At 50.5% G+C, this 14,176-nt stretch carries 21 protein-coding genes; 7 read left to right on the top strand and 14 right to left on the bottom strand.

Features of this window, described 5'->3' with window-relative positions:
- The first annotated feature begins 146 nt into the window (after positions 1–146).
- Both LC431_RS14365 and metQ read left to right on the top strand, forming a co-directional pair.
- Positions 147–1,358, top strand: coding sequence for an MFS transporter (locus LC431_RS14365; protein ID WP_013577938.1), 1,212 nt, complete (start codon positions 147–149; stop codon positions 1,356–1,358).
- A 196-nt stretch (positions 1,359–1,554) separates the two neighbouring features.
- A complete protein-coding gene (gene metQ / locus LC431_RS14370; protein ID WP_037033147.1) occupies positions 1,555–2,367 on the top strand; it encodes a methionine ABC transporter substrate-binding lipoprotein MetQ in 813 nt (270 codons plus the stop codon).
- A 71-nt stretch (positions 2,368–2,438) separates the two neighbouring features.
- Here metQ and LC431_RS14375 read toward each other — a convergent pair whose 3' ends face one another.
- The 3 genes from LC431_RS14375 to LC431_RS14385 all read right to left on the bottom strand — a co-directional run bounded on the left by LC431_RS14375 (position 2,439) and on the right by LC431_RS14385 (position 3,573).
- Entirely contained in the window at positions 2,439–2,798 is a 360-nt protein-coding gene (locus LC431_RS14375; protein WP_013577936.1) for a hypothetical protein, read from the bottom strand.
- A gap of 134 nt (positions 2,799–2,932) precedes the next feature.
- On the bottom strand, positions 2,933–3,268 hold the full coding sequence (locus tag LC431_RS14380; RefSeq protein WP_223510020.1) for a nuclear transport factor 2 family protein: 336 nt from the start codon (positions 3,266–3,268) through the stop codon (positions 2,933–2,935).
- Positions 3,269–3,393: 125 nt separating this feature from the next.
- Positions 3,394–3,573, bottom strand: a complete 180-nt coding sequence (locus tag LC431_RS14385) for a hypothetical protein (protein ID WP_013577934.1) — start codon at positions 3,571–3,573, stop codon at positions 3,394–3,396.
- 134 nt (positions 3,574–3,707) lie between these two features.
- On the opposite strand from LC431_RS14385, the gene LC431_RS14390 reads away from it, so the two are divergent.
- On the top strand, positions 3,708–4,139 hold the full coding sequence (locus LC431_RS14390) for an OsmC family protein (protein WP_013577933.1): 432 nt from the start codon (positions 3,708–3,710) through the stop codon (positions 4,137–4,139).
- 62 nt (positions 4,140–4,201) lie between these two features.
- On the opposite strand, the gene LC431_RS14395 is transcribed toward LC431_RS14390, so the two are convergent.
- The gene (locus LC431_RS14395) at positions 4,202–4,549 is read right to left on the bottom strand and encodes a type II toxin-antitoxin system RelE/ParE family toxin (RefSeq protein WP_014416584.1); all 348 of its coding nucleotides are present in this window, start codon (positions 4,547–4,549) and stop codon (positions 4,202–4,204) included.
- Between the two features lie 40 nt (positions 4,550–4,589).
- Entirely contained in the window at positions 4,590–4,820 is a 231-nt protein-coding gene (locus tag LC431_RS14400; protein ID WP_013577931.1) for a type II toxin-antitoxin system prevent-host-death family antitoxin, read from the bottom strand.
- A gap of 224 nt (positions 4,821–5,044) precedes the next feature.
- Between LC431_RS14400 and LC431_RS14405 the strand changes: the two genes are divergently transcribed.
- The gene (locus LC431_RS14405) at positions 5,045–5,242 is read left to right on the top strand and encodes a hypothetical protein (RefSeq protein ID WP_013577930.1); all 198 of its coding nucleotides are present in this window, start codon (positions 5,045–5,047) and stop codon (positions 5,240–5,242) included.
- Between the two features lie 158 nt (positions 5,243–5,400).
- On the opposite strand, the gene LC431_RS14410 is transcribed toward LC431_RS14405, so the two are convergent.
- Positions 5,401–5,673: a YqjD family protein gene (locus LC431_RS14410; RefSeq protein ID WP_013577929.1), complete on the bottom strand. Its 273-nt coding sequence runs from the start codon at positions 5,671–5,673 to the stop codon at positions 5,401–5,403.
- An 82-nt stretch (positions 5,674–5,755) separates the two neighbouring features.
- Complete coding sequence (gene tehB, locus LC431_RS14415; RefSeq protein ID WP_223510021.1) at positions 5,756–6,355, bottom strand: tellurite resistance methyltransferase TehB; 600 nt, start codon at positions 6,353–6,355, stop codon at positions 5,756–5,758.
- Positions 6,356–6,560: 205 nt separating this feature from the next.
- Here tehB and LC431_RS14420 point away from each other — a divergent pair, with 205 nt between their 5' ends.
- On the top strand, positions 6,561–7,802 hold the full coding sequence (locus tag LC431_RS14420) for a diguanylate phosphodiesterase (protein ID WP_153376345.1): 1,242 nt from the start codon (positions 6,561–6,563) through the stop codon (positions 7,800–7,802).
- 110 nt (positions 7,803–7,912) lie between these two features.
- Here the strand turns inward: LC431_RS14420 and LC431_RS14425 are convergent, their stop codons facing one another.
- From LC431_RS14425 to LC431_RS14450, 6 genes are all read right to left on the bottom strand, one after another.
- Positions 7,913–8,170, bottom strand: a complete 258-nt coding sequence (locus LC431_RS14425) for a biofilm development regulator YmgB/AriR family protein (protein ID WP_014416580.1) — start codon at positions 8,168–8,170, stop codon at positions 7,913–7,915.
- 99 nt (positions 8,171–8,269) lie between these two features.
- The gene (locus LC431_RS14430; RefSeq protein WP_223510022.1) at positions 8,270–8,605 is read right to left on the bottom strand and encodes a biofilm/acid-resistance regulator YmgB/AriR; all 336 of its coding nucleotides are present in this window, start codon (positions 8,603–8,605) and stop codon (positions 8,270–8,272) included.
- The gene (locus LC431_RS14435) at positions 8,586–8,879 is read right to left on the bottom strand and encodes a hypothetical protein (protein ID WP_013577924.1); all 294 of its coding nucleotides are present in this window, start codon (positions 8,877–8,879) and stop codon (positions 8,586–8,588) included. Before LC431_RS14435 ends, LC431_RS14430 begins: the two co-directional genes overlap by 20 nt.
- A gap of 183 nt (positions 8,880–9,062) precedes the next feature.
- A complete protein-coding gene (gene ycgZ / locus LC431_RS14440; RefSeq protein ID WP_013577923.1) occupies positions 9,063–9,302 on the bottom strand; it encodes a regulatory protein YcgZ in 240 nt (79 codons plus the stop codon).
- Positions 9,303–9,474: 172 nt separating this feature from the next.
- The gene (locus tag LC431_RS14445) at positions 9,475–10,017 is read right to left on the bottom strand and encodes a GNAT family N-acetyltransferase (protein ID WP_013577922.1); all 543 of its coding nucleotides are present in this window, start codon (positions 10,015–10,017) and stop codon (positions 9,475–9,477) included.
- 27 nt (positions 10,018–10,044) lie between these two features.
- Positions 10,045–10,959, bottom strand: coding sequence for a LysR family transcriptional regulator (locus LC431_RS14450; RefSeq protein ID WP_013577921.1), 915 nt, complete (start codon positions 10,957–10,959; stop codon positions 10,045–10,047).
- Between the two features lie 114 nt (positions 10,960–11,073).
- Here LC431_RS14450 and LC431_RS14455 point away from each other — a divergent pair, with 114 nt between their 5' ends.
- Together LC431_RS14455 and LC431_RS14460 are read left to right on the top strand one after the other, a co-directional pair.
- Positions 11,074–12,462, top strand: a complete 1,389-nt coding sequence (locus tag LC431_RS14455) for an MFS transporter (protein ID WP_121019834.1) — start codon at positions 11,074–11,076, stop codon at positions 12,460–12,462.
- Positions 12,459–12,848 (top strand): hypothetical protein, encoded by a 390-nt coding sequence (locus LC431_RS14460; protein WP_013577919.1) that lies wholly within the window; start codon positions 12,459–12,461, stop codon positions 12,846–12,848. Before LC431_RS14455 ends, LC431_RS14460 begins: the two co-directional genes overlap by 4 nt.
- A 56-nt stretch (positions 12,849–12,904) precedes the next feature.
- Here LC431_RS14460 and LC431_RS14465 read toward each other — a convergent pair whose 3' ends face one another.
- On the bottom strand, positions 12,905–14,176 hold the full coding sequence (locus LC431_RS14465; RefSeq protein WP_370633847.1) for a cytochrome c: 1,272 nt from the start codon (positions 14,174–14,176) through the stop codon (positions 12,905–12,907).

Here is a 14,176-nt window from a genome sequence, read left to right on the forward strand (position 1 = left end):
GGAGACTGGCTTATCTGGCAGGTGCATAAGAAATACCCTGGCAGTCATTATGAAAAGGGCTTGACCCTGTGATGGTGATCACGTTTATTACGTTCAAATACTAAAACAACACCTTCGAAATAATTCACCTTGCTAAGGATCATAAAATGACTGAGTGCTCATCGCTGGACACCCGGCCAGAAACTTCTGCATTCCGCCGCTGGCTGGCGGTTTTCTCACTGGCCTGCGGCACCTTCGCGCTGGTTAATACCGAATTTCTGCCGATCGGTTTACTGTCGCCCATCGCGCAATCTCTGGGTGTCACTGAAGGGCATGCCGGTCTGGCAGTGATGTTGCCCGGTTTAGTTGCCGCGATTTCTGCGCCGCTGATCATGCTGTTTGCCCGAAAAATGGATCGCCGCACCTTATTATTATTGCTCTCCGCGACGGTGATCGTGGCCAACGGTATCGCCGTGATGGCGCAGTCATTCAACATTCTGCTGATCGGACGCATAATTCTGGGCATCGGTGTCGGTGGTTTCTGGTCATTTGCTATTCCTTCCGGGCGGCGGCTGGTGTCAGAGGAGCAGGGCGCCCGGGCCATTTCGCTGATCACTGCGGGCGTGGCGGTCGGCACGGTCGCAGGTGTACCGGCAGGCGCCTTTATCGGAGATCTGTTCGGCTGGCGCATGGCATTTATGCTTAACGCCGTGCTGGCGCTGGCGTTTTTCGTGCTGCAATGGCTGGCGCTGCCTTCGCTGCCGGCACAACACTCTATCGGCCTGCGTGCGATGCTCAGCGTCACGAAAGTCGCGGGGATCCGCTACGCGCTGATCATTGGCGTATTTATGGCGGGCGGCCATTTCGCGGCGTATACCTACCTCGAGCCGTGGCTGCGGTTTAGCCTGCATCTTTCAGCCAGCAATATTTCTTTGTTACTGATGGGCTACGGTGTGGCGGGGTTATTAGGCACGCTTACCACGGAAATTACTGTCCGTGAGCTCGGTGTAAAGAAAGCGTTTATGCTCAATATGCTGTTGCTCAGCGCCTCGGTGCTGGTGTTGTCGCTGTTCCCGGTGCCGCTGGCGCTGGCCTGTGCACTGGTGATCCTCTGGGGACTGGCGTTTGGTGCGCTGCCGGTGTGTCTGAATATCTGGACGTATCAGGCGTCGCCTGCGTTGTTTGAAACCGGCTCGGCGTTGCTGGTGTGTGTCTTCCAGACGTCGCTGGCGCTGGGCGCATTGTTCGGCGGGATCCTCGCTGACAGCGCGGGCGTCAGCAGTGCCTTCCTGCTCGGCGGTGTGCTGACATTGCTGGCGGGCATCACCATTTTCCTGTCCCGCCCGCAACCTGCGGTATTACACGCGGCGGGCAAATGATCGGTTTACGATCAGGAAATCTTTCCACATAAGACAATCCTCCTGCCGGAACCTGCATACAGCGGGTTCCGGCAGCATTCCCGCTCTAGGTTATTTCTTTTTCGTATTTGCGCATCCCGACAGGCTTTGAAACACTGAGCATCTTCAGCGATGCTGTTTCAACCTTTTAATTATTCACGGAAAGAGTAAAACCGTTATGCGCATAACACTAAAATTTTCAGTTCTGGCATTATCTCTGGTGGGCGCACTGGCGCTGAGTGCCTGTGATCAAAAATCGCAGGAAAACCACATTAAAGTGGGTATCAGCGCGGGTATCGATCAGCAGATGTGGGAAACCATCAAAAAGACTGCCAAAGACAAATATAACCTTGATGTGGAAGTCGTGACCTTCAACGATTTCGTGTTGCCAAACTCGGCGCTGAGCAGCGGTGACATTGATGTAAACTCGTTCCAGCACCGTCCCTATCTGGATAAGCAGATCAAAGAGCGTGGCTACAAGCTGGTGGAAGTGGGGAAAACCTTCGTCTATCCGATTGCAGGATACTCCCGCAAGATAAAATCCATTGATCAGCTCAGTGATAACGCGCAGGTTGCGGTGCCTAATGACCCGACTAACCTTGGCCGTTCGCTGTTATTGCTGCAAAAAGAAGGTTTGATCAAACTGAAAGAGGGCGTAGGTTTGCTGCCGACGTCTCTGGATATCATTGAAAATCCAAAGCATCTCAAAATTGTTGAGATCGAAGCGCCGCAACTGACACGCGCCATTGATGACGACAAAATTGAACTGGCGATCATCAATACCACTTATTCAGGACAGGTCGGGCTGACGCCGGGCAAAAATGGCCTGTTTGTCGAAGATAAAGATTCACCTTACGTGAATATCATCGTGGCACGTGAAGATAACAAAGACAGCCAGGCCGTGAAGGAGCTGGTTGAGGCTTATCAGACGGATGCGACAGTGAAAGCCGCGGACGCTATCTATCACGGGGATGCGGTGAAAGGCTGGTAATGCTGGCAGGATGGTAGAGTAATCATTGAATCCTGAGATTATAAAATCCCAGGATTCAATGTCTGATTCTGTTAGATATCGTTGAGCATCTGAGAACGCTGATTCATGTTATTGAACACGGCGCTTTTAACTCGGGCACAGATAAGTGTCTGCTTATCTTTTAATTCAAGCGCAAACATTTCTTTGGAGTCTTTGTTAATCAGCGAAGCATTGGTTTTATAAACTGCATATGCGTCGTTGAGCTGACTAAATTGTTGCTTATAAACATTGAAAGCTTGTTTATCCAGCGTCTGAAGTGCCCTGAACTCACTGTAGCAACGGGTATTCAGTGCTGACTGATCCTGCTCAGTGTTTTTAACTGTTGGCTGCGCGCATCCGCTTAAAAATGCGGCGGCAACAAACACAGACATCCACGCAAAAGGCTTATTCATTATGGCCGGTCCCTTGATCAGATTATTCTCAGTAATTTCCGACCACTATATTCAGAATTTTACATAATTGGAAATTATGATTGAGGATATCCATCCGCAACCAATGAATACTTCCAGTCACAAAAAATGCATGATTATTCAAAATAGAACCAGGCTGTCTTAATCAGCCCGTTTTCGACTTCAAACACGGCAATGCTGTTGACGGGGTTCTCATAAATTCCGTAGATCATTTCATGGTCAAATACTTTATTGCCCAGCACGGTTCGTGAGATCAGCTCAGCACGTAATGCGCTGTTGTTGAACCGGTGGTTTTTATAGAACGTTCTGAGTGCGTCTTTCCCCTCTAAGGAAGGCAACATATTGGGCATGCGATAGGCGATAAAGTCTTCGCTGTAGCAGGCGGAAAAGGCATCGAGATCGTGGTGGTTATAGGCCTGAAACTGTTTCTCTACCGGAATGCTGGCGTCCATGTATCATTGTTCTCGTGAATTATTATTTAATAATATCGAATATTAATTCATGTTTTGCTTTTTGGCAATCTGGCGAAAACAAAAAGGCCGCCGTGGCAGCCTTGAGGGATAAATTGATGGAGTGATCAGCACACGCCAAAATCGCCGTCTTCGTGATACAGATCCACGGTGTCGGCTTTTACTTCAATTTCAGTGGCAGAAAAGTCGTCCGTACGCGAGCACCACAGCGTGTCGCCTTCAACACGACGGACGATCATTTTCGGGCCGCCGGTTTTGGACTGAACAACATCTTGCGGTTTAAACATGCTTTATTCCTCGGTTATCTATTTTGTTGTGATTTATAGAAAAGTTACCCGCAGACCGCATAGCCCGGCCATCCTCGCGGATCACCGATCAGAAGCTATACTTAACGTTAATGTAATGCAAACCGGAGGAAAATATGACCATTCATAAGAAAGGACAGGCACACTGGGAAGGCGATATTAAACACGGTAAAGGTTACATCTCTTCTGAAAGCGGTGCCCTGAAGGAACAACCCTATGGATTCAACACCCGCTTTGAAGGTAAGCCAGGCACTAACCCGGAAGAACTGATTGGCGCGGCGCACTCAGCCTGCTTCTCCATGGCGCTCTCGCTGATGCTCGGCGAAGCGGGGCACACGCCGGAAAGCATCGATACTGTCGCAGATGTTTCACTCGATAAAGTGGATGGCGGCTTTGCGATCACCAAAATCGCGCTCGACAGCAAAGTGAAGTTGCCAGGCATCGATAAAGATAAATTCGATGAAATCATCAAAAAAGCCAAAGCTGGCTGCCCGGTTTCACAGGTTCTGAAAGCCGAGATTACGCTGACGTACCAGCTGGAAAACTGATGATTTAACAGAGGATGACGCGCTGAAAAAAGCCACGCGATGTTTGCGTGGCTTTTGCGTTGTTAGCCCATGATCAGCTTTTTAAACAGCAGCGCCTGAACATTTTGCCGCTGCGAAAGCAGCACATAGACAGAGATCAAATTTGCCGGTTCATCATAGGTATATATGATGCGATAACCGCTCAACGTACTGCATTCGCGATACTTGATAATCCCCAGCGCTGCAAGATCAGGTGAAACCGGGCAGGACAAAGGAAATACTTTCACTTTTGTTTCAAACTCATCTAATACAGCGTTGATGATCTTTAAAGGGTCGTTTCCCTGTAAGGTCTGGAACGAAGCGATTTCATCAATGGATAGCTTTACAGTTTGCAGGTACTCAATCGTAATTTTACTTTTCGTGGCAGACATAAATTGATCCCAATAATGAGCCGATGAGATGAGTGACTCATCAGTAGAGATCTGCTAACAACTGTTCCCTCGTCAATGTCCGGCCTTCAGCTTTATCATTTTCTGCCAGTGTCAGCAGCTTGAGTAAAGCGATGGTTTCATCCCTTTTTTGCCTGTCTTCATAGGATTCAATCACATAAGCCGGTTCACCATTCTGAGTGACCAGTATAGGTTGTGATAAATCAAGCGCAGCGGCATGCTTCTTCACGAAGCTGATGGTCTGTATTTGCATGTTTTACTGCTCCTGTCGAGGCTTCGGTCTAAATATAGGTCTTTTACAGACTGCTGACAAGGCGGAATTTCTCCGTCTCAGGCTATGCCAGCCGGATGCTGGATACCCTTAACCCTGATAGAAAAATGCGATCCCGGCTGTGCCCGAATTCTGACAAATGGCATTACATCAGCTATAGATACTGAGCGTTATCTGAAAAATTCGAATAATTTACCGGGGTCATCATGAAGGACGAAAGCGAAAAGACAGGCCTGATCGGGCTGGCCATTGGTGCGGCTGTTATGGGGTTAATTTCCAGCGGAACGATTATTAACCGGGAGAGCATCATTGATGAACTGCGGCGGCTCGGGCGTAAAAAAGGGGACGGTGTGGAAGATGAAATTTTCGTCAAAGCCGCTCAGCTGGTCGGTAAAGGGCAATGATTCACGCAAGCTGGCAAAAAAATACCCGTCAGGGGAGACGGGTATTGGATTTGCTACAAGGGGAATGTCTGAGTAATCTGTAGATTGCTACAGAAGACAAGATCATACCCTCTTTTTGTGAATAATTTGTGTAGGAGAAATCTGTTTCTCCCGGACGGTTATTTGCGGCCTAAAAGTAGCCCCAGAACCACGCCAATCGCACCGGCAGCAATCAATCCCGACAGCGGATTTTCTTTGATTTTATCCGCCACGTCAGAAACTGCTTCACTCGCCTGCGCGGAGTATTTGCGTGCAGCACCTTTAAGCTGATGTTTCGGAGAGTCAACAAAATCTCCAAATTGCTTTTGCGCTTCACCGGCAAACTGGTTAACCGTGTTTTCTACTTTATCTTCCACACGGCTAGGATCTTTATCAAAGTCTTGTGATGACATATCGTGCTCCTTTTTGGGTGGAATTTAAGTTTAGTCGAAAAGCCAGGCTATGCAGGGTTTGCCTGCGAAGGACTGATGGATATCAGATTTTTCTTGCCAGCAGCATCGCAAACCGCAACTTGTAACGGTCTCCGTTTTCGTCGCGTTTATGCAGTTCGCCGACATCTTCGTTGTATTTCACGATTTCCCAGCCGCGATAATAATCACGCAGTTCTGACGGCTTGAACGTGAACGGGAAGGGCAGCGGGCACGGATAATCCGGGCTGTCCATGGCAGCCACAATCAGGTTATAACCGCCCGTGTTGGTGGCCGCATGCATGTCTTCAATAATGCGCGGGATGCTGTCGCGTTGCAGAAACATCATGACCACGGTGGAAAAGATAAAATCATATTCACCGCTGAAACGGTGCGTGTTCAGATCAGCTTCGCTGATATTGATGTTATTCAGTGATTCCGCCGCGATAATATCATTCACTTTTGCGACGCTTATGGCGTTGTTATCCCAGCCCGTCACCTCAAACCCTTTCAGGTTCAGATACAGCGAGTTACGCCCGCTGCCACAGCCTAAATCCAGTGCTTTACACGGCCGGACATGCTGTGCGGCGTTGATGATTTCTGAGTGGGTACGGGTCAGGCCGTATTTTTCGCTGTAAAAATCTTCTGGTGCGGGTTGTTGAGTCATGCCCTGTTTCCTGTAAATGAATAGAATGTCAGCGATTATCCTCCAAAATGGCAACCGCGCCATTACTCTTAATGGTCACAGGCCTGAGCATCACGGCATTTTTTCACCACAATATGTTAGCGAAGATAATCAATTGAGATTTTTCCGTAAATAAAATTTCTGTTATCGTGGGGTTCATAACTGAAGCCTGCCCTGGAATTTCTTAATGCTTTTAACCCTCGTCTACCGCAGCCACATCAGTGACTCTGTCCTGCCTGCTTCTCTGGAAGAGATGGTGTCGCGAGCCAACATCGGGAATGAACGCAACAGTATTACCGGTATTCTGCTTTTTGACGGAATGCACTTTTTCCAGTTGCTGGAAGGGCCGGAAGAGGCCGTCGATGCTATTTATAATACGATTTGCAGCGATCAGCGGCATAATAATGTCGTTGTTCTCATGCGTGATTACGCGCCGTCGCGCCGCTTCGGTAATGTGGGGATGGAACTTTTTGACCTCAGGCACCATCACGAAGATGTTGTCCTTCAGGCCGTGCTGGATAAGGGGACGTCCAAATACCGGCTGACCTATGAAGACCGCGCGCTTCAATTTTTGTGCACCTTTGTACAGGCTCGTGAAAAGGAAAATTATCTCGAAATTCTTCCGGCGGATTCCTGGTCTTTTATCGCCGATGAGTCACTGAAACCTGAAGCAGGATTTATCTTTCCCGAGATGAAGGATTACAGCTTTACGTATCAGCCCATTGTTGATCCACTGAGTCGCGAGATTACCTCTTACGAAGCCCGTCTGTGCGGTCCAGGTGGCGGTTCTCCGATGGAGTACTTTTCTGCGCTTTCCAGAACAACCATTTATGAAGCTGACCTGAAAACCAAAAAGCTGGCTTTTGCACTGGCACAGAAGATGGGGATCAGCGACAAAACGCTGACAATCAAACTTTTGCCTATGACGTTAGTCCGGGTACCTGATGCTATCGGATTTTTAGTTCATGAGATTACTGCTCATGGTCTGGTTCCGGAGCAGATTGTCGTGGCAATCACCGAGAACGGCGTCGTGACACGCGAAGATAATTTCGTTACAGCGTTGCAACAGCTTAAAGCCTCAGGAATGCGACTGGCGATTGATGATTTCGGCGCAGGATCAGCGGGATTGTTGTTGCTGACTCAATGCCAGCCGGAAAAGATTATGATTGACCGCAATATGATTTGTGACATTCATACCAGCGGACCCAAACAGGCCATTGTTCAGGCCATTATCAGGTTTTGCTCTTCTTTGGAAATATCGGTTATCGCGACGGGTGTTGAAAAAGCAGAAGAATGGATGTGGCTCGATGCGGCAGGGGTGTGTAATTTCCAGGGCTCGCTGTTTGCTTCACCAAGGCTAAATGGAGCACCGGTTGTCGCGTGGCCGGAAGTTAAGCAGGAATATCTGTTAACAAACCGAAATCTTTAAATATCAAAAGTCCGATAAAAGATTTCAGTAAGATTAAATGAATCAGCCGGACAAATATAAAATATTTATCCGGCTGATTCGCAAAGTCTTAACGCTACGCAGGTGATATATTATACGACATCATCATCAGGAGTGCGGTATACGACGTATTCAAGTGCCTCTAAGTATACATCCTGTTTACCCGAATCACTTTCCTGCTCAATTTTTTGAATCAGGTAAAGAATAATATCTTTATGGGTTACCCGTTCTTTCCGATTTTTTAAATTATTATAAATACGGATGACAGTTTCATTTCCGACCAGAAGTTCCGGGTCTTCTGTCAGAATATAATCAGCTAATTTGACATGAGTATAAGACACATCTTGCATTTTGATACCCTCCGCACTTGCTGTTTATGAGTGAAGTCACGTTCGGTTTTCAAAAATGAACGTGAAATTATTAAATATAATAAATCTAATCAGCCGGGATCAGACGCCGGAATTTTCGGGTGTCATACCCACAACCATTTCCAGTGCACTACGCAGAATATCCAACTGCACCACATCGGATGTGCATTCAAGCTGTGTAATCAGGTGCAATATAATGGCTTTATTTGTCACTTTGCCTTGTTCGGCCAGAATGACGCGAATAGCGGCACCCAACACTTCGGTTTCACTCAAAAACAGTTCGCCCGCATTGTTGAAATAGTTATAAACATCTGAGTGATAAACAGAATCTGTCATCGTCTGGGATGGGTTTGAATTCATCGCATCGCCCTGATTTAGCGAATGATTCTTTGATGAATCAATGTCTTTTCTTGTCATCGGACGGCCCTTCAGCATTGAAAAAGTGTCGTACATTATCGACATCCCGCACTTCGTAGGTAATTCGCGCACGTTTATCAGCCAGATCATGGCGGATCTCATTAATAATCCGCTCGCAGGCACTTTTTCGATTTATGTTGTCAGCACTTGCAGCCATAAACTGTAATTGTGCGATGAGTCTGTCAGTCGATATCGGGTTCTTCGATTTAAGCAAGGAAATTACGGCCTCACCTATCAGCTTATCAGTCAGTCTTTCTTCATTACTTCTGTACATATTAGCAGCCTCTGAATATATGCCGGCCAAAGTTCTCGGGCAGATTAGCTTCAGGTTCAGAGTTGGTACTTTACGCCTGAGGGCATAAAATTTGGTAGGCTGTGAATTAATCAAGCCCGCATAATATGTCGAACTGAAATGCTATGAAGCCAATCTTTGCACTATGATCTTAATCAGGGTGGATCATGAATCTCGTTCAAGTACCAGACGGATAAGCTTCATATAATGCTTTTCCTCTTCTTCACTTCCAGCCGCTTCAACACGATTTAAAAGTTTTGAACATAAAGCTTTGCGATTGAGGTTCTTTCCCGCCTCAAGAATTTCAACAACAACGCGCCCCATTGTTTCCTCTTCAGAAAAGACCTGACTGTATAAGGAATGAGACGTGTCCGGGGCCATTCCGTTGTGTCTGTTCTGACGCATAATTAACCCTTATGTTAATAGATGTGTGAGTAATGATTGCCTGTGTGACTATAAAGTTATACAAGATATAGAAAGTTGTACAGGTATTTTTAGAAAAAAAAAAGCTAGCAATGCCTGAGACTCAGAATTTTCCGATCTCAGGCGGGGGACGATCGCCCAAGGTGGTTTTATGTCAGCTGAACGATGGGCCGCTGACTGTGCGCGGGTTGGTCTGCCGGTAAAGGTAACTGCCCGTGCCATGGAGCGGATCGCCCTCAAAACCCACTTTCTGCATGCCGATTTTTTCCAGAACGCGCTGTGAAGCCAGATGATTTTCACGTACGGTAGCCGAAATCCGCGGTATGCCCAGTTTCTCAAAACCGGTGCTGAGCGCTGTGCTGGCAAACTCCGTTGCCAGTCCTTTTCCCCACGCTGTTGTCGCAAAGCGATAGCCAAGAAACACACGGTGATTTTCGTAGCCTTCACGGATACCCAGCCCGCCGAAACCGATAATCTGATCCGGTTGATGATTGTGCGCAATGGCCCAGTGCCCGTAACCATTATCCGGCCATTCCCTCAGCCAGCTGTTCAGTTTTTCCTGTGCTGCCGCGATGTCCGGCAATGGCCCGCGCGGGTTAAAAAGATTGGTTTGCGGATCGCCGTAAATAGCAAAAAACGTGGGAATATCCTCAGCCGTAACAGGCCGGAGCAGCAACCGTGATGTCTCGATGATCATAATGAATGTTTCCTCCCGTGAGCTGAGTTAAATCTTAGCTTGGGCGGGGAACTCCGCCAGCCGGCTTTGCAGAAAATCAATAAAGCTTCGCACCTTTTCAGGCACGTGACGGGTGTTAGGATACAGCGCGAAAATGCCCTGTGGCGGAAAACGGTGACCGGGCAGCACATGGCATAAACGCTGTGCGTCGATTTCCGGCTGCACCAGCCAGTCCGGCAACAGCACGACGCCTGCACCTGCCAGCGCAAAGGCTAACAACGCCGAGGCGCTGTCGGCCACAATGGCGGGCGGCGTCGTCACGCGAAACGGGTTTTGCTTTCCCTGAGCATCAGTGACCGGCCAGCTCATAGGTAACGGCAGACGGCTGTGAGCGATCCACCGGCTTGCGGCCAACTGGTCCGGCGTAGTGATGTTTCCGTGTTCGCGCAAAAAGGCCGGAGATGCCACCGGCAGTATACCGAAACGCCCGAGTGCGGCGGCGTGATGACTAGAATCAGTCAACTGGCCGAGACGGATCGCCAGATCAAAACGTCCGGCGATCAGGTCGTCGTGATGTGAAGAGGCGACGTGCTGAATGCGCAGTTGCGGATGCAGTGCAGAAAACGCCGCCAGCGCCGGAACCACCACGCGCGCGCCGTATTCCGGGGTACTGGTGATCCGCAACTGACCGCTCAGGCCAGCGTGATCACGACGCACGTCGTCGAGCACCGCTTCGGCTTCCTGCAATAAATCCTGACAGCGTTGATAAAAGCGTTCGCCTGATTCCGTCAGTGCCAGCCGCCGGGTACTTCGGGTCAGCAGTGCGACGCCAGTTTCACTTTCCAGTTGCTTCACATTAAAACTCACTACCGCTTTGGTCAGCCCGAGGGAGACTGCTCCGCCGGTAAAACTGCCTGCGTTAACCACCGCGACGAAAATCTCCAGCCGCTGTAAATTCAGCATCCTGTGCGTCCTTACTGTCAAAATAATTTTGACAGTGTAACTGCACCGCGTCCGTTTATCCGTAAGAACTTCTCCGTTACATTGCCCGCCTTTACCCATTGTGGATACGTAAGAATGAGTCACAGGGCGCGGGTTGCCGCAGTGTATTTGCTCGGTTTTTTCGTTGATCTGATCAACATGTTTATCGCCAATGTGGCGTATCCCGGCATTGCACGGGAATTTCAGGCACCGGTCAGCGCGCTGGCGTGGGTCAGTACCGGATATATTCTGGGGCTGACACTGGTTATTCCGCTCAGCCGCTGGCTGGCGGGGCGTTTCGGTGCGCGGCGGGTGTTTATCCTCTCGCTGACGATTTTTATGCTTGCCTCACTCGCTGCAGCGGGCGCCGCAAGCCTGACCACGCTGATTGGCTGGCGGGTTTTGCAGGGGCTTGGCGGCGGATTGCTGATCCCGCTCGGGCAGACGCTGACTTATGCACTGTACCGCAGCCATGAACGCGCCCGGCTGTCTGCGGTGATCATGCTGGTCGGGCTGCTGGCACCGGCGCTGTCTCCGGCTCTCGGCGGCATTATCGTGGACAGTTTTAGCTGGCGCTGGGTGTTTATTGCCAGCCTGCCGCTGTCGTCTCTGGCCTGGGTTCTGGCACTGTGCTGGCTGCCGCAAACGCCACGTGAACCGGCAGGGAGGTTCGATCTGAAAGGATTTGCGCTGCTGAATGGCGGGCTGGCGCTGGTGCTATGGGGGCTGACATCTCTGGGCGAAAACAATGAATGGCTGAGCGGCAGCGCATTATTCGTGGCTGGTGCAGGGCTGATGACGATGTTTGTACGGGGATCGCGAAAACACCCTGAGCCGCTGCTGGATCTGACGCTGATAAAAGATCCGTTATTGCGCACCGGCATGCTGATTTATCAGTGTATTCCCGGTGTGTTTACCGGCGTCAGCCTGATTGCCATGCTGTATCTGCAGAATGAACACCACTTCTCGGCGGCGCAGTCGGGCGGGCTGATGTTGCCGTGGTCGCTGGCGTCATTTGCTGCCATCAGTTTTACCGGCAAAATGTTTAACCGGCTCGGGCCGCGGGCGTTATTTATTCCGGGCTGTCTGATTCAGGGCGCGGGTATTGGTTTGCTGGCGCTGCTCAGTGTGTTTCCCGCAGCGCCGTGGCTGGCAATCGCGGCGTTCACTTTGATGGGGGCTGGCAGCAGTCTGTGCAGCAGTACGGCGCAAAGCGCTGCGTTTTTACATATCCGTACTGAACAACTGGCTGACGCCAGCGCCCTGTGGAACATCAACCGCCAGCTGAGTTTTTGTCTTGGCGTGACGCTGGTCAGCGTGATGCTGAGTGCCTGGCAGCTTTCTGTTCCGGCATTCGCCTATCCGCTGAGTTTCACCGTTGCGGCGTCCAGCGTCATTATTCCCATCATGTTGTGTCTGCGGTTACCGGGGCACGCCATTATTCAGGAACGGCTTCTACAGGAACACCAACAGGAAAAGTTATGAATCGTTTTGTGAAAGAAGTGTTTGATGCGCATGGGTTAATTCAGCGCTGGTTCTCAGACTCCGCTGCACCTGGGCAGGTTTGTGATGAACTGCTGGCGCGGTTTAGTCCGGCTTATTCGATGGTAACGATCACCGGCCACCGGCTGGATCATCCGGCATTGTGTGCTTTTTTCAGGGCACAGCGGGGCGCGAAAAGCGGGCTGAAGATTGAGGTCGAAAAGCCGGTGGTGATTGCTGAAAGTGAAAAAGGCGCGGTAGTCGCGTATCAGGAACGCCAGCAGTTGCCCGGCCAGCCGGAAACACTGCGTTATTCGACGGTGTTATTTGTGGTAGATGCAGAAGGGAAAATTCTGTGGCGTCATTTGCATGAAACGCCCGCTGCCTGATCGCCTATAAAAAAACGGCCTTCCGTGAGGAAAGCCGTTTGAGTCTGCAAAAGTGATTACTTCGTCAGGGTTTTTCTGACTTCGCTGACGTCTTTCGCCGTCACTGCCGGTGCGTTGTTGCCCCAACCCTGACGGATAAAGGTCGACAATTGCGCCGCTTCTTCGTCCGTCAGACGGCTGGCAAAGCCCGGCATCACCAGCGTTGACGGCGCCCGTGCCGTTGACGGTTGCTGCGCGCCCGCCAGAATGGTGTGGATCAGCCCGGTCGGATCTTTCGCGTTCACAATCGTTGCCTGATCCAGTTGCGGGAAAACGCCCGGTGCGCCTTTGCCGGTGACAAAGTGACAGGCGCCGCAGTTATCCAGATACAAACGCTCGCCTTCGCTGAGGTTTTTCGCCGCCGTCAGTCTGGCTTCGGTCGCGCTGGCTTTTTGCGTGTTCTCTGCCGGAACCGGCGGGTTACCGCCCAGGAATTTGATGTAGGCCGCGATGGCTTTGAGGTCGTCATCGGTCATGTGTGCGGTACTGTTTTCCACCACAGACGTCATTTCGCCGCCAACTGCTGCTTTGTCATTACGCCCTTTGCCCAGATAATCGGCAATTTCCTGCTCGTTCCAGTGCGCCACGCCGCGCAGGGAAGGGACGTCCCAGTTATTCAGGCTACCGCCCGCCAGGAAATCAGAGTCGCTGCTGTCCAGCGCCTTTTCATTCATGCCGAAACCGCGGGGAGTATGGCAACTGCCGCAGTGCCCGAGACTTTCCACCAGATACGCACCCCGGTTTACCTGCTCAGAAGCGCCGCCGATTGGCTGGAAAGGTTTGTCAGACGCGAATGCCCAGTTCCAGAAACGCATGCCCCAGCGCTGGCTGAACGGGAAACTCAGATCGGTTTCAGGCGGTTGTTCTGCGCTCGGTTTTACGCCCTGCATAAAGTAAACGTAGAGCGCGTGCATGTCCTGATCGTTGATTTTAGCGTAATCCGGATAAGGCATCGCCGGATACAAACGGGTGCCGTCCGGCAGAACGCCTTTGCGCACCGCATCCGAGAATTGTGCTTCGCTATAACCGCCAATACCGTGGTCTTTATCCGGTGTAATGTTGGTGGAATAAATGGTGCCCAGATTGGAGTTGATCGCCAGCCCGCCGGAAAACGCCGGTTTCCCCGCCACCGTATGACAGGCGCCGCAGTCGCCCAGACGCGCCACATATTCGCCCTGTTTGATCAGCGCTGCGTTATCGGGTTGCGGGGAAGTTGCAGCCTGCGCATTCGCCATAAAACCCGCACCCAGCAGCAAGGCGTTAGCGATAAATAAACTTTTGAGTTTCAT

The sequence above is a fragment of the Rahnella sp. GSA61A genome, assembly GCF_019969905.1.
Lineage (GTDB): Bacteria > Pseudomonadota > Gammaproteobacteria > Enterobacterales > Enterobacteriaceae > Rahnella > Rahnella aceris.

Bases quoted from the DNA above. Each gene is read 5' to 3' on its own strand.
- LC431_RS14365 (WP_013577938.1), top strand. From the start codon at position 147: ATGACTGAGTGCTCATCGCTGGACACCCGGCCAGAAACTTCTGCATTC.
- metQ (WP_037033147.1), top strand. From the start codon at position 1,555: ATGCGCATAACACTAAAATTTTCAGTTCTGGCATTATCTCTGGTGGGC.
- LC431_RS14375 (WP_013577936.1), bottom strand. From the start codon at position 2,798: ATGAATAAGCCTTTTGCGTGGATGTCTGTGTTTGTTGCCGCCGCATTT.
- LC431_RS14380 (WP_223510020.1), bottom strand. From the start codon at position 3,268: ATGGACGCCAGCATTCCGGTAGAGAAACAGTTTCAGGCCTATAACCAC.
- LC431_RS14385 (WP_013577934.1), bottom strand. From the start codon at position 3,573: ATGTTTAAACCGCAAGATGTTGTTCAGTCCAAAACCGGCGGCCCGAAA.
- LC431_RS14390 (WP_013577933.1), top strand. From the start codon at position 3,708: ATGACCATTCATAAGAAAGGACAGGCACACTGGGAAGGCGATATTAAA.
- LC431_RS14395 (WP_014416584.1), bottom strand. From the start codon at position 4,549: ATGTCTGCCACGAAAAGTAAAATTACGATTGAGTACCTGCAAACTGTA.
- LC431_RS14400 (WP_013577931.1), bottom strand. From the start codon at position 4,820: ATGCAAATACAGACCATCAGCTTCGTGAAGAAGCATGCCGCTGCGCTT.
- LC431_RS14405 (WP_013577930.1), top strand. From the start codon at position 5,045: ATGAAGGACGAAAGCGAAAAGACAGGCCTGATCGGGCTGGCCATTGGT.
- LC431_RS14410 (WP_013577929.1), bottom strand. From the start codon at position 5,673: ATGTCATCACAAGACTTTGATAAAGATCCTAGCCGTGTGGAAGATAAA.
- tehB (WP_223510021.1), bottom strand. From the start codon at position 6,355: ATGACTCAACAACCCGCACCAGAAGATTTTTACAGCGAAAAATACGGC.
- LC431_RS14420 (WP_153376345.1), top strand. From the start codon at position 6,561: ATGCTTTTAACCCTCGTCTACCGCAGCCACATCAGTGACTCTGTCCTG.
- LC431_RS14425 (WP_014416580.1), bottom strand. From the start codon at position 8,170: ATGCAAGATGTGTCTTATACTCATGTCAAATTAGCTGATTATATTCTG.
- LC431_RS14430 (WP_223510022.1), bottom strand. From the start codon at position 8,605: ATGACAAGAAAAGACATTGATTCATCAAAGAATCATTCGCTAAATCAG.
- LC431_RS14435 (WP_013577924.1), bottom strand. From the start codon at position 8,879: ATGTACAGAAGTAATGAAGAAAGACTGACTGATAAGCTGATAGGTGAG.
- ycgZ (WP_013577923.1), bottom strand. From the start codon at position 9,302: ATGCGTCAGAACAGACACAACGGAATGGCCCCGGACACGTCTCATTCC.
- LC431_RS14445 (WP_013577922.1), bottom strand. From the start codon at position 10,017: ATGATCATCGAGACATCACGGTTGCTGCTCCGGCCTGTTACGGCTGAG.
- LC431_RS14450 (WP_013577921.1), bottom strand. From the start codon at position 10,959: ATGCTGAATTTACAGCGGCTGGAGATTTTCGTCGCGGTGGTTAACGCA.
- LC431_RS14455 (WP_121019834.1), top strand. From the start codon at position 11,074: ATGAGTCACAGGGCGCGGGTTGCCGCAGTGTATTTGCTCGGTTTTTTC.
- LC431_RS14460 (WP_013577919.1), top strand. From the start codon at position 12,459: ATGAATCGTTTTGTGAAAGAAGTGTTTGATGCGCATGGGTTAATTCAG.
- LC431_RS14465 (WP_370633847.1), bottom strand. From the start codon at position 14,176: ATGAAACTCAAAAGTTTATTTATCGCTAACGCCTTGCTGCTGGGTGCG.